Consider the following 22,062-nt stretch of genomic DNA (forward strand, 5'->3'; position numbering starts at 1 on the left):
TGCGGTTGAAAACAGCGTTGTTTTTGACCGCACTTTTGTTCTGTAAAAGGAGATAACAATGAATATCGTATTTTTAGACAGCACCGCAATTCCGAAACATATTCCTATTCCTCGTCCAAGCTTTCCGCATAACTGGGTAGAGTATGAATATACTTCCGCGGAGCAAACCATTGAGCGAGCAAAAGACGCGGATATTATTATCACCAGTAAAGTGATTTTAAGCCGTGAGGTGTTGCAACAACTACCTAAATTAAAATTGATTGCTATCACTGCAACAGGCACCAATAACGTGGATTTAGACGCGGCAAAAGAATTGGGTGTAGCAGTTAAAAATGTGACGGGTTATTCTGCCACGACTGTACCTGAGCATGTGTTGGGGATGATTTTTGCGTTAAAACATAGTCTAGCAGGTTGGCAGCGCGATCAAATCACTGGAAAATGGACTGAGAGTAAACAGTTCTGTTATTTTGATTATCCCATTACAGATGTTAAAGGTTCAACATTAGGTGTGTTTGGAAAAGGCTGTTTAGGCACAGAAGTAGGGCGTTTAGCAGAACTTTTAGGCATGAACGTTCTTTATGCTGAACATCGAAATGCCACAACGTGCCGTGAAGGTTACACGCCTTTTGAAGAGGTGATAAAACAGGCCGATATTCTGACATTGCATTGTGCATTGACTGAAACAACTAAAAATTTAATCAATCAAGAAACCTTGTCACTTTGTAAGAAAGGGGCGTATTTAATCAATACTGGTCGTGGTCCATTGATTGACGAGCAAGCAGTTTGTGACGCATTAAAATCAGGACAATTAGGTGGTGCCGCATTAGATGTGTTAGTGAAAGAACCACCAGAGAAAAACAATCCACTGATTGAATTAGCGAAAACGATGCCGAATTTAATTATCACACCTCATATTGCTTGGGCGAGTGATAGCGCGGTAACCACGCTAACGAAAAAAGTGACGCAAAATATTGAAGATTTCGTTCAACAATTAAATCAAAAATAATGAATTTACCTATTTCTTTATACGTCGCCCTGCGATATTGGCGGGCAAAAAGCGCTGATCGTTTTGGGCGACTTGTTGCTAATTTGGCAAGCTTTGGCATCGTACTGGGTGTGATGGCATTGATTATTGTGCTTTCTGTCATGAATGGACTAGAAGGCTATCAAAAACAACAGGTGCTTTCGAGCATTCCGCATGCGATTGTTAGCCAAGAAGCGCCTATTTCGGCAGAAAAACCGCTTGAAAATACACCGCACTTTGTGCAAAAAGCCGTGCCGATTAATACGACGAATGTTGTGTTTCAAACAGCAAAAGGTGTGAGTGCAGGACAAGTGATTGGTATTCAGTCTTTTTCAGATGATCCTTTATTAGAAGATATTGATCCTAGTCAGTTTAACCAACTTTTACCGCAAGGTGAGTTTAAGTTAGTTATGGGCGATAAGTTAGCGCAAAAATTAGGCTTAGCAGTGGGTGATAAGGTTCGTTTAATGATTACGGAAAACAGCCAATACACCCCGTTTGGTCGTGTGCCGATGCAGCGTTTATTTACTGTGAGTGAAATTTACTATGATTATGGCGAAGCATCAGGTTATGAAGTTTTTGCTAATTTAGCGGATATTGGTCGCCTAATGCGTATTCAGCCAGGTGAGGCTCAAGGCTATCGTTTATTCCTAGATGATCCTTTCCAAATCACAGAATTGCCGAGTTATTTTAAAGAGAGTCATATCAGCGATTGGCGTGTCCAAAAAGGGGAGTTTTTCCAAGCAGTTCGTATGGAAAAAAATATGATGGGCTTGTTGATTAGCCTAATTATTGTTGTTGCGATTTCCAATATTGTGACCTCATTAAGTTTAATGGTGGTGGATAAACAAGGGGAAATTGCCATTTTGCAAACGCAAGGTGTCACTAAATCACAAGTACGTTCGATCTTTATTTATCAAGGTTTATTGGTTGGGCTAGTGGGCACGTTGATTGGTGCTGTACTGGGCGTATTAATCACCTTAAACCTTGGGGCAATTTTAAGTGCGGTCAATCCGAACGGTGTTTTCTTGCCAACATCCATTGAGCCTGTGCAAGTCATTATTGTGATTGCCTTTTCTTTATTGTTATCTTTATTATCAACCATTTATCCAGCTTATCGTGCGGCAAAAACTGAGCCTGCGGAAGCATTACGTTATGAGTAAAATATGAATAACTACTTATTAGAATGCCAAAATATTAATAAATTTTACCAAGAAGGCGAGAACCAAACCCAAGTATTAAAAGGCGTAAGCTTTGCCATGAAACCACAAGAATTAGTGGCGATTGTGGGAAGTTCTGGTTCGGGAAAAAGTACTTTATTACACACTTTAGGTGGTTTAGATCAGCCAAGCAGTGGGGAAGTGTTTATTAAAGGGCAATCTTTGCAAAAGGCGTCTGAAAGTGAATTGGCTAAATTACGTAACCAAAATCTAGGGTTTGTATATCAATTTCACCATTTAATGGCGGATTTTACTGCGTTAGAAAATGTGATGATGCCGATGTTAATTGGTCGTCAGAATAAAACAGAAGCAAAAGATCGTGCTGAAAAAATATTGGGTGCAGTAGGCTTAAGTCATCGCATTACTCATCGTCCATCTGCACTTTCGGGCGGTGAACGTCAACGAGTGGCGATTGCTCGTGCATTAGTGAATAATCCCGCTCTTGTCTTGGCCGATGAACCAACTGGGAACTTGGATCATAAAACCACCGAAAGTATTTTTGAGTTGATTCAAACCTTGAATGCGGAACAAAACATTGCGTTTTTATTGGTTACACATGATATGTCATTAGCGCAAAAACTGTCTCGTTGCTTAACCATGCAAGACGGCATTTTGAAGGAAGGTGCATAATGAATACGCCTTTTTTCATTAGTTGGCGTTATCAACGAGGTAAGCAAAAGAATCCGTTGGTGGCGTTAATTTCAAAATTCTCTGCTATCGGTATCGCCCTTGGCGTGGCGGTGTTGATCGTGGGGTTAAGTGCGATGAATGGCTTTGAGCGAGAATTAAACTCGCGCATTTTGGCTGTCGTGCCACATGTGGAAATTACAGTAAATCCACAGGGCAATGAAGCCACATTAAACCATTGGCAAAAGCTAGCAGATCGTCTAAAAACAAATAAAAAAATTACCGCACTTTCACCTTTTGTGAGTTTTACTGCCTTAGTTGAAAACGGCAATAAACTTAAAGTCGTTCAAGTGAAAGGGGTCGATAAACAAGCTGAAGATCAAGTAAGTTCTCTTGGTAAGTTTGTGGAAGGTGATGGCTGGCAAAAATTTGCAGAAGAAGGCGGATTGGTGCTGGGCTCTGGTATTGCCAAAGCGTTAGATGTTAAAGCTGGCGATTGGGTGTCGTTATTAATCTCTCAACCGAATGGCGAAGATCAAATGGCGCAACCTAATCGTGAGCGTATTCAAGTGACCGCTATTTTGCGTTTAGATGGTCAGTTAGACCACAGTTATGCCTTACTGGCATTGCCTCAAGCTCAAGAATTAATGGGGTATCGCGAAGATCAAATTACGGGTGTTGAATTAAAAGTGGATGATCCATTCAAAGTACAAGACATGGATTATTCGATGCTAAATGATTATCCTCAACTGCTTTACATTCAAAACTGGGTGGCAAAATTTGGCTATATGTATCGTGATATTCAGCTTATCCGTACTGTGATGTATATTGCGATGGTGCTTGTAATTGGGGTGGCGTGTTTTAATATCGTTTCTACTTTAATTATGGCGGTAAAAGACAAGCAAGGTGATATTGCGATTATGCGAACCCTGGGGGCAAATAATGGCTTTATTAAGCAGATCTTTATTTGGTATGGCTTGCTTGCAGGAATGAAAGGGTGTTTGATTGGTATCGTGTTAGGTGTTGTACTCGCGCTGAATCTCACGCCGATTATTCAAGGCATCGAGGCATTACTTGGTAAAAAACTGTTATCAGATGGCATCTATTTCGTTGATTTTTTACCAAGCGAATTACATTGGTTCGATGTTGTATTAGTTCTCGTGGCGGCATTGGTATTGAGTTTACTCGCCAGTCTTTATCCAGCCAGTCGAGCCGCGAAGTTACAACCGGCTCAAGTATTGAGTAATCACTAATAAAAAATCAGGGATTAAGTATTTAATCCCTGATTTTTTTATTGTTCAACCGTTAATCATTATTGGTTTTCTTTATCTGTTTTTAATAAGCCAGATGAACCTTCAGAATAATCACGCGGTGGCTCTTCAGATTTACTTTCTGATGAGGCGGTCACCAATTGCTGGGTAAATAAACCTTTGTCGGCAGGTTTACTGCCAAGCAAGGCTTCAGATGAAACGGCATAGTGACGGTACAGTTTTTGATAATCACCAATTAAGGTTTTAAATAATTCAGCACTTTCTGCGAAATGTTTTTCAAGTTGTGCTTGTTTATCGCTTAATTGTGTTTTTACTTCTTTTAGTTCAGCTTCGGTTTGAACTTGTTTTTTAACAGACCCTTTTGTTAATCGTAATAAGACATAGCCTAAGATTACGCCAACAACAAGCCCAATCACTGCAGCTTGCCACATTTCTGGTGTCCATGATTGCATACATTACTCCTTCTTTTGAATTCAGTGTTTAGTGTAAAGGAAAAACAAAAAACTTTCTTTGCGGTTGGTCACATTTTGAAAAAACTTGTTTATACAGCCGCAATAATAACGATCTCAACTTTCCAATCAGGATCTGCAAGTTTTGCTTCTACCGTTGCTCGGCTTGGTGGATTTTGGCTATCGACCCATTCATCCCATGCTTGGTTAAGTTGAGCATAGTCTGCCATATCTGCAAGGAAGATTTGCGTGGTAAGAATTTTGCTTTTTTCTGAACCAATTTCAGCCAATAATTTATCGATCAGTGAAAGGACTTCTTTGGTTTGTTCGTAAGCATTTTGCTTAACGGTTTTTTCCGGTACTTGGCCAGCAAAATAGGCGGTATTGTTATGAATAACGACTTCAGAAAAGCGTTTGCTTGGTTGAATGCGTTGAATCGACATAATGGCTCCTTTTTGATGAAGATAATTCCATTCTAAAGGCGGTTTTAGACTTTGTAAATCAAGAAATTGTGGGATAAAATAACTGAGAATTTTTATCAACTAAAGAGAACTATGAAACTCCTGATTTCGAATCAATATGGCGCCATTGTGATGGCATTATTGCCTTTTGTTTACGGTATGTTATTAGCTTCACCTGTTTGGGCGCATTTCTTTTTGCTTTTAGCTTGGTTCACCATGTATTTGCTGAGTTACCCAATGCTTAGTCTCTTTAAAGGCAAAAATATGGCGGAATATAAAAAGTGGACAATCATCTATGGTGTTGCAGCTTTTTTATTTGCGATTCCTGCCATTTTTTATAACTGGCAAATTCTTTTCTTTATTGCCGCCATGTTTCCTTTTGTGTTGGTGAGTATCTATTACACCAAGAAAAAAGATGAACGCAATCTTCTCAATGATTTAGCTGGTATTGCAATTTTTGCCCTTGCAGGCATGGGATCCTATTATTTTTCTGACCGCACTTTTGATGAAAAAATCTGGTGGGTGGCGCTGTATCCAAGCTTATTTTTTATTGGTACCACGCTTTACGTCAAATCAATGATGCGTGAACGTAAAAATCCGCTTTATCTCAAAGCCTCCATTATTTTCCACGTGCTTTGTGTACTCGGTTGCTTGTTTACCCAACAATATGTCTTATCACTTGCTTTTGTGCCGGCGTTAATTCGCGCTATTTATTTACCAACCAAGAAACTTTCGGTTAAGCAAGTCGGTCTAATAGAATTCGGAACATCTGCGATTTTTTTAATTATTTTATTGATAGCGACGTTATAAGATGAAGACATTAGCCAAACTTTTACTCCTCGCCACACTTACCTTAAGTAGTTCAGCATTTGCGATGAAAACCATTGATTTGGTTGATAAAGCGCAAATGACGGATCAGCAAAAAATGGATCTAGCGCAAAAGCTCGCTGAGAAACAAGATTGGAAAGCCGTTTTTGAAATTATGTATCCTCTTGCGTTGGAAGGTAATTTACAAGCGCAAAGCAATTTAGGGATGCTTTATAATTTAGGCCGTGGAGTGGATGAAAATAAAGAGTTGGCTTATTGGTGGTTTAGCGAAGCCGCTGAGCGAGGCAGTATTAAAGCTATCAATAATTTGGCAGTCATGTATTTCAACGGCAACAACTATGTGAAACAAAATACCGCTCAAGCGATTAAATTATTTGAAGCAAGTGCAACAAAAGATCCCGATGCTATGCTTACATTAGGGGAAATTTATACCAATCAGAAAGAATTTACCAAAGCCTTTGAATGGTTTCAAAAAGCCGCGAATGCGGGTAGTAATGAGGGGCGATTCCGTTTAGCTAGTTTGTATGAAGAAGGGATTGGAACACAAGTCAATATTGGCTTGGCCAAATTACTTTATTTGGAAATTATGAATACAGCGAAAAAGGATGAAATCAAAGAAATCGCCAGACAGCGATTACAACGTTTAAGCTTGTATTAAAAAAGTGCGGTTGATTTTAACCGCACTTTTTTTATTTCACGTCCGCTCCTTTCAACCAGCGTCTGACCCAACTGCGGTTTGGCATTAAGTTATGAATCAGATCTTCGCTCATCGGTAAGGGCTCGCCATAAATTAAGGAAGCCAGTGTTTCCCCTAAAAATGGTGCAGAGGTTAATCCTCGAGAGCCTAATGCACCGATTAAATAGAGATTAGGGTAGTTTTCGGCTTGTTCTATTGGCTGCTTACGGCGTCGTAAATTAAACAAATTCTGATATTGTGTTTGCTGAGCTGAAAAATGCGGAACGGCCCCCATCATTGGGGTGAGGTCACGTACTGAACAACGTACACCGATTCGAGCAAGATTACCCGATGTATCCACTTCTTTTGTCCAATCTTCAGGAATATTTTGCTGAATTTTTTGTTGGTTTTCTTGCTGTTCGGTTAGGCTAAATTCACGAGTCGCATTATCACGAACATGACTTGCGCCAATACAATGACTGGCTTTCGCTTGATCGACTGGAGTCAGATAGCCGTCATAGCACAACACAGTTTTGAGTTTAAGCAAGTTTGCGGATGTTGGAATTTGGCTCACTTGCCCGCGAACAGGATAGAGCGGGAGTTTTTGTGTTTGTTCAAACTCAGTGAGTTTATGCCCGTTTGCCAAAACAACTACTTCATGGCAGAAAGTTTCATTTTCAGCTGTGGTGATTTGCCAACCGTATTCTGTTTGCGAAAGTGCGGTTACTTTTTGTGATGTTTTAATTTGGACACCTTGTTTCTCTAAAAAGGCAAAAGCATGCTGAACTAACTGACGTGGTGCAAGCCAAGCGCCTTGAGGAATAAAACCGCCCCCAAAAGGTAACGGCAAACCGACTTTTTCGCTTAATTCAGTTTGACTTAATGACTGATATAAATCAGAAGGCAAATTCAGCTCAGCGATTTTACTTAATTTACTTTCAGCTTTGTCGTAGTAAGCACAAAGTGCGACACCGCAGAACTCATGTTCAAATTCGATTTGTTGTTGAATTGCCCATTGTAGGAATTGATGACCATAGGCAAAAGCATGAATATAAAAACGAATATTGCGTTCGTTATCATCACTCAGTTGCGGATAAAAGGCTCCTTGTTTATTACCAGAGGCATTAAGGGCAGTTTGCTCATCTTCGCAATAAATTGTAATTTTAGCCCCACGTTTAACCAATGAAATAGCCGTACAAAGCGAGGCTATTCCGCCCCCAATAATGGCAATATCTTGCTCGTTTAGATTCGCGGACTGACTATGAAACCAGGGGGCTGTAAGTGCGGTCAGTTTTTCATGCGTTTTTTGCCCAGAAAGACATTCTCGTTTTTTACCAAAGCCTTTGCGTTTTGTAATATCAAAGCCCGCATTTTCTAAGCCTTTTCTCACCGCACTTGCCGCAGTAAAGGTCGCAAAGGTGCCTTGTGGTTTGGTAAAACGAAACATTTGTTGATAAAGCTGCTCGTTCCACATGTCTGGATTTTTACTTGGTGCAAAGCCATCTAAAAACCACGCATCAATTTTATCATTCATATAATCGCCCAGTTGCGGCAGATTTTCAGCCACATCACCAAACCAAAGATCTAACGTGGTTTCATCAAACTGAAAACGATAGCAACCCTGAATGGGATTAAGCCAATGCTGTTGTAAATGCTGAGCGAGATGAGAAAATTGCGGATAGGCTAAATGGGCTTGTTGTAATGCATCAAGTAGCAAAGGGTATTTTTCAAAAGAGATAAAATAAAGGCGTTTTAAAGGCGAATCAGGGTATTTTTGACGAAATTCACGGAATAGCGTGGTCACCGCAAAGAAATTTAATCCTGTGCCAAACCCTGTTTCAGCAATAACAAAATGGGCTTCTTGATAATTAACCCAACGTTCCCACAACTGATTGCCTTCTAAAAACACGTAATGCGTTTCCGCTAAACCATCTTGATTAGAAAAATACACATCATCAAATTTATCCGAAACAGGGGTATTCTCTTCGTTAAAATGAATTTTTGCGTGCTGAATGGTGAACATGTGTTAGCCCTTTTTTGCCTTATCAAATTCTTTTATAATAGCACGGAAATTTTGAGTCGGTTAAAACTTAACTGGTCGAACAAATGAATTATTGCTTGCAATATTTTCATTTCATAGTAAATTGCGTTCAGCTAACAACTGTAAGTTGAATTAAATTTCCCCTAACTCATAAGGAATAAAGAATGAAAAGAGCTGTAATTACTGGTTTTGGTATTATTTCAAGTATCGGTAACAACAAAGAAGAAGTTTTGGCTTCATTAAAAGCAGGTAAATCTGGTATTGAAGTCGTGCCTGAGTTTATTGAAATGAAAATGCGTAGCCATGTTGCCGGCACAATCAAACTTGATCCAAGCGAGCACATCGATCGTAAAGTGTATCGTTTTATGGGTGATGCGGCAGCTTATGCATACCTTTCTATGCGTGAAGCGATTGAAGATTCAGGTTTAACGGAAGATCAAGTTTCAAATGACCGTACAGGTCTTGTAATCGGTGCAGGTACTGGTTCAGCACACAACCAATTAGTGGCTTGTGATGCAGTGCGTGGTCCACGTGGTGTGAAAGCAATTGGTCCTTACGCAGTAACTAAAACCATGGCTTCAAGCGTATCAGCTTGTTTAGCAACCCCTTATAAAATCCGTGGTGTAAATTACTCAATCAGTTCTGCTTGTGCAACGTCTGCACACTGTATCGGTCACGCAGTAGAATTAATTCAATTAGGTAAACAAGATGTGGTTTTCGCAGGTGGTGCGGAAGAATTATCTTGGGAATGTGCAACTGAATTTGATGCAATGGGTGCGGTTTCAACTAAATACAATGATACCCCAGAAAAAGCGTCTCGTGCTTACGATGCAAACCGTGATGGTTTCGTTATCGCAGGTGGTGGTGCAGTTGTGGTGGTTGAAGAATTAGAACACGCATTAGCACGTGGTGCAAAAATCTACGCTGAAATCGTAGGTTATGGTGCAACCTCTGATGGTTACGACATGGTAGCGCCAAGCGGTGAAGGTGCAGAGCGTTGTATGAAACAAGCGATGGCAACGGTAGATACCCCGATTGATTACATTAACGTACACGGTACATCAACACCAGTTGGTGACGTAAAAGAATTAGGTGCAATCAAAAATGTATTTGGTGACAAAATCCCAGCGATTTCTTCAACCAAATCAATGACAGGTCACTCTTTAGGTGCAGCAGGTGCACACGAAGCAATCTATACCTTATTAATGTTACACAATGACTTTATTGCACCAAGCATTAATATTGAAACATTAGACGAAGCGGCAGAAGGCTGCAATATCGTGACTGAAACAAAAGAAAATGCAGGCTTACAAACTGTAATGTCAAACAGCTTTGGTTTCGGTGGTACAAACGCGACTTTAGTGTTCAAACGCTATAACGGCTAATTAAAAATCGCTTAAAATCGAACCGCACTTTGGGGCTTCCAAGTGCGGTTTTTTCTTGTCATCGATTCTTTTCCTTCCACTCATAAGAGAAAACAACATTTAAAATGTGATCTAGTTCAAATTTCTGAACAAAAGAATAAAATTTTTTTATTTTTATAAAACTCCATATAAAACTACAATTTTCTGTTTTTTATATCAATTATCTTTATTTAAATCTTAATATTTGAACTTTATTGGTTTTTAATGCTTTTTAATTCATTTTTTTAGACTTTTCTCATGCTGGACAAGCCGTTTTCTTTCGGTATGATGTTTCCATTGTTTTGACACGAATCGTAACAAATAAAAGTGCGGTCAGTTTTAGGAGTAAAATATGAAGAAATTATCCGGTGCGGAAATGGTGGTTCAGTCTTTGCGTGACGAAGGCGTTGAGTATTTATTTGGTTATCCGGGCGGTGCCGTATTGGATATTTATGATGCAATTCATACTCTTGGTGGGATTGAACATATTTTAGTTCGTCATGAGCAAGCTGCGGTACATATGGCAGATGGTTATGCACGTGCGACAGGTAAAGTGGGTTGTGTGTTAGTCACATCAGGACCAGGTGCGACCAATGCGATTACGGGTATTTTGACCGCTTATACTGATTCAGTACCAATGGTGATCATTTCAGGTCAGGTCATGAGTAGCTTAATCGGTCGTGATGCGTTCCAAGAATGTGATATGGTGGGGATTTCTCGCCCAGTGGTTAAACACAGCTTTATCGTTAAAAAAGCTGAAGACATTCCAGGTATCTTGAAAAAAGCCTTTTATATTGCTTCAACAGGCCGTCCAGGTCCCGTTGTCGTAGATATTCCAAAAGATACCGTAAATCCAACTTTAAAATATCCTTACGAATATCCAAAATCTGTAGAGCTTCGTTCTTATAATCCAACAGTAAATGGTCACAAAGGTCAAATTAAGAAAGCGTTAAAAGCATTATTAGTGGCTAAAAAACCGGTTTTATTCGTCGGTGGTGGTGCTATTGCAGCAGGCTGTCATGAAGAATTAACGCAATTTGCACAACGTTTAAATTTACCGGTAACTTCATCGTTAATGGGTTTAGGTGTATATCCAAGTACCGATAAACAATTTTTAGGCATGCTTGGGATGCACGGGACTTATGAAGCCAATACAGCCATGCATGAAAGTGATCTAATTCTTGGTGTTGGGGTGCGCTTTGACGACCGTACCACTAATAACTTAGATAAATATTGCCCGAATGCCAAAGTGATTCAGATTGATATTGACCCAACCTCTATTTCTAAAAATGTACCTGCCGCGATTCCAATTGTAGGTAACGCGAAAAATGTATTGGATGAATTCTTAAGTTTATTAGGTGAAGAAATTGGTTCACGTCCGCAAAATCACTTAGAAGATTGGTGGAAACAAATCGATGAATGGAAAGCGAAAAAATGCTTGGATTTCGACCGCACTTCAGGCGTCATCAAACCACAGCAAGTGATGGAAGCGGTATATCGCATTACAAAAGGCCAAGCTTATGTAGCATCGGATGTAGGGCAACACCAAATGTTTGCTGCATTACATTATCCGTTTGATTTACCGCGTCGTTGGATCAATTCAGGTGGTGCGGGTACGATGGGCTTTGGTTTACCTGCAGCATTAGGGGTGAAACTTGCGCATCCTGAAGCAACCGTAGTTTGTGTAACGGGCGATGGTAGTATTCAAATGAATATCCAAGAGCTTTCAACGGCAACACAATATGGTATTCCAGTCGTAGTGATTTGTTTGAACAACCACTTCTTAGGCATGGTGAAACAATGGCAAGATTTGATTTACTCTGGCCGTCATTCTCAAACTTATATGAATTCTTTACCGGATTTCGTTAAGTTGGCAGAATCTTATGGGCATGTGGGAATTCAGATTTCAACACCAGATGAATTAGAAAGCAAATTACAAGAAGCCTTTAGTATTAAAAATAAATTGGTCTTTGTTGATATTAACGTTGATGAAACCGAACACGTTTACCCAATGCAAGTTCGCGGCGGGGCGATGAATGAGATGATTTTAAGCAAACCACAAGAGGAGAACGAATAATGCGTAGAATTTTATCTGTTTTATTAGAAAATGAATCCGGTGCATTATCTCGAGTGGTCGGCTTATTTTCCCAACGTGCATTTAACATTGAAAGCTTAACTGTGGCACCTACGGACGATCCAACCCTTTCTCGTATGACGATTGAAGCAGTGGGTGATGAGCAAGTACTCGAACAAATCGAAAAGCAACTTCACAAGTTAGTGGATGTGTTTAAAGTTATTAACTTGAGTGAACATGAGCATGTTGAGCGTGAAGTGTTGTTAGTGAAAGTACGAGCAACGGGTTCATCACGTGATGAGTTAAAACGTTTAGCCGATATCTTCCGTGGTCAGATTGTGGATGTAACAACAAAATCTTACACCATTCAATTAACGGGTACAAAAGACAAATTAGATGCTTTTGTTGAGGCTGTGAAAGAAGAAAGTACATTACTTGAGATTGTTCGTTCAGGCTTAATTAGTCTTTCCCGTGGCGAGAAAAATATTCTCTAATGATGTAGAAAGTGCGGTTAAAAATGGCCGCACTTTTAAAAACGAAAAAAGGAAGTCATAATTGACTTCCTTTTTGTTTATTTTGAATGAATGTTAAGCTTCTGATTTATTTGTTAATGCGATATACAAGCAGACCACAAAGCCGGCAATTAAAACATAAGGCGTAAAGATTGGAACGCCAGTAGGAGCGGCTGCGAAACCAAAGTTATGTGCCGCTGCTGCGCCCAGTAGCATACCGAGCACAAATAATGCCGAGTCATTGTTACCTTCCCCTATATTGACTAGTTGTTTGCCTGGACAACCTCCACCTAATGCAAAGCAAAGTCCGCAAAGTGCCATAGAAAGGAAATTGTAGAGATAGTCATTATGTGCGATAGGTTGTTTTTCAAAGCCTAAATGGAATTGTCCTAATAAGGCATTAGTTATTGCGGCAAAGACAATCAATGCAATCACACCGTTTAATAAATGTGCATCACGGAAGAGGACGAAGTTTCGGAATGCTCCAATTGTGCAAAAACGCGATTTTTGCATCAGCACACCGAGAAGTAATCCGCCAGCAAGTGACATCCAAATAGCCGCATGTTGTGCGCCAGGCCCTTTTTCAGAGGTGTAAATCGCGAGATTTTCACCAAATTTAAATTGGGTTAAGGCTAAAACAAGCAAAATTACGGCAAAAATTGGACCGATTAAGCCCGAAGATTGGCTTTGTTCCTTCGATTTACCTAATGAGAATCCTCGATTCGCGAAGAAAATACCGCCTAATACACCGGCAAACAATCCTACTATACCTGCAATTGCAGTGAGATCACCGCCACCTAATCGTAAATAAGCACGCCATGGACAACCTAAGAAAATGAGCGCACCAAGCATAGCAAAAAAGCCTAAGCTAATACGAGCGAGTGGGGCAGAGCCTCCGCGAGGTTTAAATTCCTTAGATAAGAATGCACTGACGAGAGCTCCTAAAACTAATCCAATTAGTTCTGGGCGAAGGTATTGTAATGGAGCAGCGTGATGTAATCCAAGCGAACCTGCTGTATCGCGTAAGAAACAAGCCGCACAAAATCCCATATTACCAGGATTGCCATTGTAAGTGAGAAGTGGCGCAACGATACCAAGTGCAGCACCTGCAACCACAGGCCAAGTTAAAATTTTCATAATTAGACCCTTGTGATATCTGAAGTTAAATTGAATTGTGTGTTTTTAATAATAAAAACAAAGGTATTGTAGAAAGAGTTGAAAAATAAAGAAAGTTTATTTTTTTGAAATTGTGAGCAGGATCAATAATTTGATATTAATAACCTTTAAAGCCATCTTCCCAAATGCAATTCCACAATATCGACTAAATGTCGAAGAAATGTGGTGTCTTGGTCGTTATGGAAACGGTTAGTGTCTCGAGATTTGAAGAGTAAAAGTGCGGTTGGTTTTTGCGGTGTTCCATCCAAACGGCAAATCGCCACAGAGCCGATAGGGAGCTCTTCTGGAAGGAACATGAGGGCTTTTTCTTTATTGTAGAGATCGCCTAAATAGAATTGGCGTAATCCCATACGCTCTAGGCGAATAAGTTCAAAGGCTTTTCTGTCTAGCCAATGTTGCTCAGGAATAGTGCTATTTTTTGGCCAACTATCTGTGAAAAGTAAAATTTTAGCGCCTTCTAACTCATAGTCTTTTGCCCAGTCATCTAACTTTTCATTGATGGCAATAAAGTCGTTTGTTTGAAACAGCTTCTTCTGCAAAGGCAAGAGTGCAAAGAAAATATCTGCTTCTTGATGAGCAAGCTGATGAAATTTTTCGAGGAGTTGAGTAAGCGTTTTAATTTGTTCTCGTTGCTGAGCAAGCTGTGCTTCGACTAACGAAATCGTCCCTTCTTCATGACTATGAGAAATGGTAAGCTGTTGAAGTAGCTCGGGGTGATAGGTAAAAAAATCAGGGTGATTTTTTAGGTAGTCCACAATATCTTGTTCAGTCATCAAAAACTCCTTAAAAAATAACCGCACTTGGTTATGCCAAAGTGCGGTTTATTTTTATGTTGTTTTAGGCAGCAAATGGATCGCGTAAAATCATTGTTTGAACACGATCTGGGCCCGTTGAAAGGATAGCTACTGGCACGCCAGTTACTTCTTCGATACGTTTGATGTAATTACGGCAAGTTTGCGGTAATTTATTTACATCAGTTACACCGAAGGTGTTTTCTTTCCAGCCTGGTAAGGTTTCGTAAATTGGCTCTACACCTTCCCAATCTTTCGCTGCTAATGGGGCATATTCAACGATTTCGCCATTTGGCATTTTGTAAGCTGTACAGATTTTCACTTCATCGAAACCATCTAATACGTCTAATTTGGTCATACAGAAGCCAGAAATAGAGTTAAGTTGAATTGCACGGCGAATGGCTACTGCATCAAACCAACCACAACGACGAGGACGACCAGTTACAGCGCCAAATTCATTACCTTTACGAGCAATTTCAGCACCAGTTTCATCGAATAATTCTGTGGTGAATGGACCGCCACCAACTCGTGTACAGTATGCTTTGATGATACCTAACACATAGTCAAGGTTGCGAGGACCGAAACCAGAACCTGTTGCTACGCCACCGGCTGTGGTGTTAGAACTGGTTACATACGGATAGGTGCCGTGGTCGATATCAAGCATAGTGCCTTGTGCACCTTCGAATAGGATGTTGTCACCATTTTTACGAGCGGTATCTAAGATGGTTGTGATATCTGCCACCATACCAGTAATAATATCAGCTACCGCGAACACATCGTCTAATGTTTTTTGATAATCAACAGGTTCTACTTTGTAGTAGTTCACTAATTGGAAATTATAGTATTCAAGAATATTTTTTAATTTTTCAGCAAAGGCTTCGCGATTGAATAAATCGCCCACACGTAAACCACGACGAGCCACTTTATCTTCATAAGCTGGGCCGATGCCACGACCGGTTGTACCAATAGCTTTTTTGCCTAACGCGGCTTCACGAGCGTGATCCATTGCAACGTGATAAGGTAGGATTAATGGACAAGCTTCTGAAATTAATAAACGTTCACGTACTTTTACGCCACGGCTTTCTAATTCGCCCATTTCTTGCATTAATGCAGCAGGAGAAAGTACCACACCGTTACCAATTAAACAGGTCACGTTATCACGTAAAATACCTGATGGAATTAATCGTAATACAGTTTTTTCACCATTAATAATTAAAGTGTGACCTGCGTTGTGACCACCTTGGTAACGCACCACATATTTGACTCGATCTGTTAATAAATCAACGATCTTGCCTTTTCCTTCATCGCCCCACTGAGCGCCAAGAACAACAACACTTTTTCCCATAATTTCCGCCTTAAGTTTGCGCAAGTTTATAAATTAGACAAACAATTACTTTACTCTTTTTTGGTTGTAATCTCAAATTTTAAACGTAAAAAAGTGCGGTTATTTTTAACCGCACTTTTTATAAATTTATTATTCAAACAAAGATTTGTGTAATGAACGAACCACGTCATCTGCTTTATCGCTCATCGCGAGCATACAAATGTTATTAGTGCTTGCGCCATAGCTAATCATGCGAATGTTATAGCCTTCAAGAGTGTCAAAAATACGTTTTGCCACACCTGAAGCGAGGTGTAAGTCATTTCCAATTAATGCAACAAGCGATAAGCCTGTATCAACTTTCACGGTGCAGTATTGGCTTAATTCTTCTAATAATTCTGGTGAAAGTAATTCTACACCAGATGAAGCTGAGCCAGTTTTATCTAAGGTTAATGCAATGCTTACTTCAGAGGTTGTGATCGTATCCACTGAAATTTTATGTTTCGCTAAGACATTGAATACATTTGCAAGGAATCCTTGAGCGTGTAACATGCTTAAGCTTGAAAGCGTCAATAAAGTTTGGTCACGACGTACTGCAATAGCACGGAATGTCGGACGTGGTTGTGGATCGCGAGTTACCCAAGTACCGCCAGCATCAGGCGCTTTACTTGAACCTACATAAACGGGAATATTACTGCGTACAGCTGGAAGTAACGTTGCTGGGTGTAATACTTTAGCGCCGAAAGTTGCCATTTCAGCAGCTTCAGCAAAGCTCATGGTATCAATACGTTTTGCTTCAGGGACTACACGAGGATCCGTGGTGTAAATTCCCGCCACATCCGTCCAAATTAATACATCTTTTGCGTTTAATACTTCAGCTAAAAGTGCAGCAGAGTAGTCACTACCACCACGACCTAAAGTAGTCGTTTTACCGCCTGGTTCACGACCGATAAAACCTTGGGTGATGACTAATTCACCTTGGTCGATTAATGGTTTTAATAAATTATCGCAGTTTGCTTGAGTTTGAGCGTCATCTGGTGCCGCTTTACCAAAGTTATCATTGGTTGGGACTAAAGTACGCACATCGACCCAAGTAGCTGAGGTTTGTAATTCTCTTAATACTTCAATGAAAATTTGTGTCGACATCATTTCACCTTGACTGATGATTTCATCAGTTAAAGCTTTTGATGTCGCAAGGCTTGCCGCTTCAGAAAGTGCGGTAATATTTTCTAAGTATTTTTCGATGACAGGGCGTACACGGCTATCATCTTGTAATTCATTTAAAATATTTTCTTGAATTTGACGGACTTCACCGATTAATTTTGCACGTTCTTCTGCTTCTACACCATTGGCTAGGGCAACTAATAAGTTCGTTACACCGGCTGATGCGGAAAGTACCACAACGCGAGTATTAGGATCTGCAATGATGATTTTGGCACAAGCCTGCATAGCCGAATAGTTTGCAACGGATGTACCACCAAATTTTGCTACCGATAAATGAGACATAAGATAATCCTCTAAAAATGAAAAGTAAGATGTTGTGTTTGTGATGGATATTAGAAATAGCGATTTCATCAAAAATTGTCAAATAAATACTCCAAAAAAATAGAGTAAAAAACCAATTATTTAGATATTTTTTGATTTAACAGGGTAAAAATTAAAGAATCATTAACTATTCGGTAGGAATTGGCAGAGGTTCTGGTGCACCGAGGAAATAAGGTTTTACACCGATAATTAAGTCTAATACGGCTTTTACACGAGCAAACATTTCGCGAACACGTGTCCCGAAATACACGTCAGGTTGTTTCGCAGTAAAGCAAATTGCATCAATATCATAGTGTTTAGCAATCAACAGCGCGCGTTCACAATGGAATTTTTGGCTGATAATAGTAAAAGAGGGCACTTGGAAAACTTTACTTGCGCGCACAACAGAGTCTAAGGTGCGGAATCCCGCAAAATCTTTAAACATCACACTTTCAGATACGCCCATTTTACGTAGATCCAAAAACATGGTGCGTGGTTCGTTATATTGAAGCGTGCGATTATCGCCACTTAGTAGTAAATAATCGACTTTATCTTGCTCGACCAAGAGTTTTGATGCTTCTAAGCGGTAATCATAATATTTATTGGTTTTGCCTTTAGCCACATATTTGGATGTACCGAGTACCAATGCATAATGGCGATGCGGAAGTGTTTCGACATCTTCATACACGCGGTCTTGTACATAAAAGCTCACGGCACGATCAATGGTGAAGCAACCAATCAAAACAAGCAAAAAGAGCCCCAAGGCGTAACCGAGAAGTTTTTTTAGCGGAAGGCGCAAGAGCCAGGAAAGTGCGGTCATTTTTGACAGCGTTTTGGATAGTTGCATTTTGCTAACATACTGAAAAAACAATGTAAGTTCAAGTGTAATTTGTTTACTGAATTGATAAGAAAATATTTAGACGTCTAAACGTCTAAAATTTCTTGACAAAAAAAATGAGCTGTTGATAATTGGTGAACCATCAACGTAAAAGGTTATCATTTCAATGGCTGTGCAAAATGTCGTGCTTTTTCAAGACAATCCACTCCAATTAACATTGGGCGGACAGCTTTCGCCTATTCATGTCGCGTATCAGACTTACGGCACTTTAAATGCAGATAAAAGCAATGCTGTATTGATTTGTCACGCTTTAACGGGAGATGCAGAACCTTATTTTGATGAACCTAATAAAGACGGTTGGTGGCAAAACTTTATGGGCGAAGGTCTAGCTTTTGATACATCTAAATACTTTTTTATTTGCTCAAATGTATTAGGTGGTTGTAAAGGCACGACGGGCCCGAGTTCGATTAATCCAACTACTGGAAAACCTTATGGGAGCCAGTTCCCGAATATCATCGTTCAAGATATTATCAAAGTCCAAAAAGCCTTGCTTGAGCACCTTGGTATCTCACATTTAAAAGCAATAGTGGGGGGCTCTTTTGGTGGTATGCAAGCCACACAATGGGCAATTGATTATCCAGATTTTATGGATAACATTGTCAATCTTTGTTCTTCTATCTTCTTTAGTGCGGAAGCCATAGGTTTTAACCATGTGATGCGTCAAGCGGTGATTAATGATCCTAATTTCAATAATGGTGACTATTATGATGGCACGCCACCTAATCAAGGCCTTTCCATTGCACGAATGTTAGGAATGTTAACGTATCGTACCGATGTACAGTTGGCTAAGGCATTTGGTCGTGCAACTAAATCTGAAGGGCAATTTTGGGGCGACCACTTTCAAGTAGAATCCTATTTGAGTTATCAAGGCAAAAAATTCTTAGATCGTTTTGATGCCAACACCTATTTGCATTTATTGCGAGCTCTCGATCTGTATGACCCTAGTGTCGGGTATGCAGATGTGAAAGAAGCCCTATCTCGAATTAAAGCTTGCTATACATTAGTTTCGGTGACGACAGATCAACTATTTAAATCCATTGATTTACATAAAAGTAAACAGCTTTTAGAACAAGCAGGCGTGGATTTAAAATTTTATGAATTCCCATCGGACTATGGTCACGATGCTTTTTTAGTGGATTATACGGCGTTTGAAAATAAAATTAGAAGTGGATTAGAAGGCGAGTCTGAATAAGAACAATAGAAAAGGCGGAAATTTCCGCCTTTTTTGATTTTTTCTTTATAGATGGCTCACGAAACGTGACAAATCTTTGGGTTTACAGTCTCTTTCTAATTTTTCAGCTGCTGTACCAATTTGTAATAAGGCAACAATCTTATCATTTTTACCACAACCAAATGCTTCACGTAATTCACGCCCCTCAACGAGAGGACCTGTTGCCCAAAAACTTTCAAAACCCAGTGCATTGCCTGCAAGTTGAATCGCATAAGTTGCCGCACCCGCAGTAAGCATTTGTTCCCAACCCGGTACTTTTTTCACTTCATGATTAATTTTAGCAATCACCGCAATGATCATTGGCGCACGGCGTGCAAAATTCTCTGCTTTTTTTAATCTTTCTTCACCTAAATCAAATTCAGTCACCGCTGCTTTGAGCAAGCTTTCCAATTTACTTAAACCTGTGCCTTGGATAACTACGAAATGATAAGGTTCAAGTTTACCATGATCAGGGGCATGTAAAGCCGCTTGAAACATTTGTTCTAATTGCACTTGGCTGGGGGCTGGTGCTGTTAATTTTTTATTCGATTTACGTTGTGTTAAAAGGGTTAATGCATCCATAGTATTTTCCTTCTTCTAGTTAAGTGCAGTTGATTATAGCATAGTTTTTCACAGGACTTTATGATAGGCTACGCACAATTTTTATTTCTGTTTTTAAAGGTTTAATTTCACATGAATGCCATATTAAACGTATTGAAATTTTGTTGTAAAGCACTCAATTTTATCCGAAATCTTGTGATGAATTTTGTGTTCTTACTATTTGTTTTAGCGTTGATTGTCCTTATTAGCCTTTTTAGTGATGGCAAGAAAAGCCAAGTCTTATCAGGCGATCAAGGTGCATTATATTTAAATTTAACAGGCTATCTTGCTGATAACACGGAAGATATGCTGAGTTGGCAAGAGGAATTCCAACGTTTAAATAATGAAAAAGTTTCTTACAAATATTCAACCTTTGATGTGGTGCAAAGTATTTTATCTGCAAAAGATGATGAACGTGTTCGTGGTTTAGTATTGAATCTAAATGACTTTGAAGGGGGGGATCTTCCATCATTAGAGTACGTAGGAAAAGCCATTCAAAGTTTCAAAGAGTCAGAAAAGTCCGTTATTGCTTATGCTGACAATTACACACAAGCACAATATTTCCTTGCGAGTTTTGCGGATGAAATTTATCTCAATCCGATTGGACAAGTCAGCATTCAAGGTTTGCGTCAGGAAAATCTTTACTTTAAATCCATGCTCGAAAAACTTGAAATTACGCCGCATATTTTCCGAGTGGGGACATATAAGTCCGCGGTAGAGCCTTTCTTGCGTGATGATATGTCGCCAGAAGCAAAAGCGAATATGCAAAAATGGCTTGGAGGCATGTGGCAAAACTATATGCAAACACTAATGGTTAATCGCCATATTACCGCCAATGACGTATTACCTAATGCACAAAAATATATTAGTGATTTAAAAGCGTTAAAAGGTGATGAAACGGCTTATGTAAAAAAACGTCAGTTAGTGACACATTTTGCGACAAGATTGGATTTAGATAAAAAATTGACCGCACTTTTCGGTCAAGGTGAAGAAGGCAAAGCCAAATTAGTGGATTTTGAAGATTATTTATCTGATTTAGGCGATCGTTTTTCTGTCGATCCAAGTGAAAAAAATATCGTTGCGGTAGTGAATGTCGAAGGGACAATTATTGATGGTGAAAGTGATGAAGAATCTGCAGGTGGCGATACCATTGCGAAGTTATTAAGACAGGCCTACGATAATGAGAAAGTGAAGGCTGTTGTTCTCCGTGTTAACTCACCGGGTGGCAGTGCATTTGCCTCTGAAATTATTCGCCAGGAAACCGAAAATCTTCAAAAAGCAGGCAAACCTGTTGTAGTATCAATGGGGGGCATGGCAGCGTCTGGTGGTTATTGGATTTCTTCGACTGCAGACTATATCGTGGCGGATAAAAATACGATTACGGGTTCGATCGGGATCTTTGCATTATTCCCAACCTTTGAAAATACAATCAAAAAAATGGGAATGAGTACCGATGGTGTAGCGACAACAGATCTCGCGGAAACCTCAGCGTTAAGCCCATTGGGTAAGAATACACAGGATATTTATCAACTTAGTATTGAAAATGGTTATGATCGTTTCTTAGATGTGGTAAGCCGTGGGCGTCAATTATCAAAAGACAAAGTGGATAAAATTGCTCAGGGCCAAGTTTGGTTAGGACAAGATGCACAGAAAAACGGCTTAGTTGACGAATTAGGTGATATTGATATAGCCATTGATAAAGTGGTCGCGCTAGTCAATCAACATCCGGATAAATATATGGATAGCTTTAGTGTGCAATGGTTGGTTGATGAAGATAATAGCTTCTTAGCTAAATTAGATCGTAAGCTTAAACAAAAAGGCCAAGCGCTACTGACAAATTGGTTAGGATTACCACAGGAAGTGCATCAAGTGAAAAAACAACTGAATGTGTTAACCAAATTTAATGATCCAAAAGGGCAGTATTTATATTGTTTAAATTGTGGTTCGGTTAAGTAA

General features: G+C 39.7%; 20 protein-coding genes. 11 read left to right on the plus strand and 9 right to left on the minus strand.

Annotated features, from left to right (window positions below):
* Positions 1-58: 58 nt before the first annotated feature.
* Genes DPV85_RS03680 through lolE form a run of 4 tightly spaced genes read left to right on the plus strand, consistent with a single transcriptional unit; the run spans position 59 to position 4,124 of the window.
* Positions 59-1,006, plus strand: coding sequence for a 2-hydroxyacid dehydrogenase (locus DPV85_RS03680; RefSeq protein WP_111327098.1), 948 nt, complete (start codon positions 59-61; stop codon positions 1,004-1,006).
* Positions 1,006-2,187, plus strand: a complete 1,182-nt coding sequence (locus tag DPV85_RS03685; protein WP_111327099.1) for a lipoprotein-releasing ABC transporter permease subunit — start codon at positions 1,006-1,008, stop codon at positions 2,185-2,187. The genes DPV85_RS03680 and DPV85_RS03685 overlap by 1 nt, the downstream gene beginning before the upstream one ends.
* Before the next feature lie 3 nt (positions 2,188-2,190).
* Positions 2,191-2,874 carry a lipoprotein-releasing ABC transporter ATP-binding protein LolD gene (gene lolD, locus DPV85_RS03690; RefSeq protein ID WP_014065207.1) on the plus strand — a complete coding sequence of 228 codons (684 nt, stop codon included), beginning with the start codon at positions 2,191-2,193 and terminating at the stop codon, positions 2,872-2,874.
* Positions 2,874-4,124 (plus strand): lipoprotein-releasing ABC transporter permease subunit LolE, encoded by a 1,251-nt coding sequence (gene lolE / locus DPV85_RS03695; protein ID WP_111327100.1) that lies wholly within the window; start codon positions 2,874-2,876, stop codon positions 4,122-4,124. The genes lolD and lolE overlap by 1 nt, the downstream gene beginning before the upstream one ends.
* Before the next feature lie 59 nt (positions 4,125-4,183).
* On the opposite strand, the gene DPV85_RS03700 is transcribed toward lolE, so the two are convergent.
* A complete protein-coding gene (locus tag DPV85_RS03700; RefSeq protein ID WP_111327101.1) occupies positions 4,184-4,594 on the minus strand; it encodes a Z-ring associated ZapG family protein in 411 nt (136 codons plus the stop codon).
* Between the two features lie 89 nt (positions 4,595-4,683).
* Positions 4,684-5,034, minus strand: a complete 351-nt coding sequence (locus tag DPV85_RS03705; protein WP_005698531.1) for a RidA family protein — start codon at positions 5,032-5,034, stop codon at positions 4,684-4,686.
* 111 nt (positions 5,035-5,145) lie between these two features.
* Here DPV85_RS03705 and DPV85_RS03710 point away from each other — a divergent pair, with 111 nt between their 5' ends.
* Positions 5,146-5,862: a YwiC-like family protein gene (locus tag DPV85_RS03710; RefSeq protein ID WP_111327102.1), complete on the plus strand. Its 717-nt coding sequence runs from the start codon at positions 5,146-5,148 to the stop codon at positions 5,860-5,862.
* 1 nt (position 5,863) lies between these two features.
* On the plus strand, positions 5,864-6,538 hold the full coding sequence (locus tag DPV85_RS03715; RefSeq protein ID WP_111327103.1) for a tetratricopeptide repeat protein: 675 nt from the start codon (positions 5,864-5,866) through the stop codon (positions 6,536-6,538).
* 31 nt (positions 6,539-6,569) lie between these two features.
* On the opposite strand, the gene mnmC is transcribed toward DPV85_RS03715, so the two are convergent.
* On the minus strand, positions 6,570-8,579 hold the full coding sequence (gene mnmC, locus DPV85_RS03720) for a bifunctional tRNA (5-methylaminomethyl-2-thiouridine)(34)-methyltransferase MnmC2/FAD-dependent 5-carboxymethylaminomethyl-2-thiouridine(34) oxidoreductase MnmC1 (RefSeq protein WP_111327104.1): 2,010 nt from the start codon (positions 8,577-8,579) through the stop codon (positions 6,570-6,572).
* 182 nt (positions 8,580-8,761) lie between these two features.
* On the opposite strand from mnmC, the gene fabB reads away from it, so the two are divergent.
* The 3 genes from fabB (at position 8,762) to ilvN (ending at position 12,568) form a co-directional block, all read left to right on the plus strand.
* Positions 8,762-9,982: a beta-ketoacyl-ACP synthase I gene (gene fabB / locus DPV85_RS03725; protein ID WP_111315755.1), complete on the plus strand. Its 1,221-nt coding sequence runs from the start codon at positions 8,762-8,764 to the stop codon at positions 9,980-9,982.
* A 370-nt stretch (positions 9,983-10,352) separates the two neighbouring features.
* Positions 10,353-12,077, plus strand: a complete 1,725-nt coding sequence (locus tag DPV85_RS03730; protein WP_111327105.1) for an acetolactate synthase 3 large subunit — start codon at positions 10,353-10,355, stop codon at positions 12,075-12,077.
* Positions 12,077-12,568 carry an acetolactate synthase small subunit gene (gene ilvN, locus DPV85_RS03735; protein ID WP_005695880.1) on the plus strand — a complete coding sequence of 164 codons (492 nt, stop codon included), beginning with the start codon at positions 12,077-12,079 and terminating at the stop codon, positions 12,566-12,568. Before DPV85_RS03730 ends, ilvN begins: the two co-directional genes overlap by 1 nt.
* Before the next feature lie 93 nt (positions 12,569-12,661).
* Here the strand turns inward: ilvN and yedE are convergent, their stop codons facing one another.
* The 5 genes from yedE to DPV85_RS03760 all read right to left on the minus strand — a co-directional run bounded on the left by yedE (position 12,662) and on the right by DPV85_RS03760 (position 18,245).
* Entirely contained in the window at positions 12,662-13,723 is a 1,062-nt protein-coding gene (yedE, locus tag DPV85_RS03740; RefSeq protein ID WP_111327106.1) for a YedE family putative selenium transporter, read from the minus strand.
* A gap of 146 nt (positions 13,724-13,869) precedes the next feature.
* Positions 13,870-14,535, minus strand: a complete 666-nt coding sequence (locus DPV85_RS03745) for a DUF484 family protein (RefSeq protein WP_111327107.1) — start codon at positions 14,533-14,535, stop codon at positions 13,870-13,872.
* 64 nt (positions 14,536-14,599) lie between these two features.
* Positions 14,600-15,898: an adenylosuccinate synthase gene (gene purA / locus DPV85_RS03750; RefSeq protein WP_049372489.1), complete on the minus strand. Its 1,299-nt coding sequence runs from the start codon at positions 15,896-15,898 to the stop codon at positions 14,600-14,602.
* 129 nt (positions 15,899-16,027) lie between these two features.
* A complete protein-coding gene (gene lysC, locus DPV85_RS03755) occupies positions 16,028-17,380 on the minus strand; it encodes a lysine-sensitive aspartokinase 3 (RefSeq protein ID WP_111327108.1) in 1,353 nt (450 codons plus the stop codon).
* A gap of 166 nt (positions 17,381-17,546) precedes the next feature.
* Positions 17,547-18,245: a SanA/YdcF family protein gene (locus DPV85_RS03760; RefSeq protein ID WP_080971743.1), complete on the minus strand. Its 699-nt coding sequence runs from the start codon at positions 18,243-18,245 to the stop codon at positions 17,547-17,549.
* Between the two features lie 157 nt (positions 18,246-18,402).
* Here DPV85_RS03760 and metX point away from each other — a divergent pair, with 157 nt between their 5' ends.
* Positions 18,403-19,488: a homoserine O-acetyltransferase MetX gene (gene metX / locus DPV85_RS03765; protein WP_111327109.1), complete on the plus strand. Its 1,086-nt coding sequence runs from the start codon at positions 18,403-18,405 to the stop codon at positions 19,486-19,488.
* A 45-nt stretch (positions 19,489-19,533) separates the two neighbouring features.
* Here the strand turns inward: metX and DPV85_RS03770 are convergent, their stop codons facing one another.
* Positions 19,534-20,088, minus strand: coding sequence for a nitroreductase family protein (locus tag DPV85_RS03770; RefSeq protein ID WP_049372493.1), 555 nt, complete (start codon positions 20,086-20,088; stop codon positions 19,534-19,536).
* A 111-nt stretch (positions 20,089-20,199) separates the two neighbouring features.
* On the opposite strand from DPV85_RS03770, the gene sppA reads away from it, so the two are divergent.
* Positions 20,200-22,062 carry a signal peptide peptidase SppA gene (gene sppA, locus DPV85_RS03775; RefSeq protein WP_111327110.1) on the plus strand — a complete coding sequence of 621 codons (1,863 nt, stop codon included), beginning with the start codon at positions 20,200-20,202 and terminating at the stop codon, positions 22,060-22,062.

The sequence above is a fragment of the Haemophilus parainfluenzae genome (genome assembly GCF_003252725.1).
GTDB lineage: Bacteria > Pseudomonadota > Gammaproteobacteria > Enterobacterales > Pasteurellaceae > Haemophilus_D > Haemophilus_D parainfluenzae_L.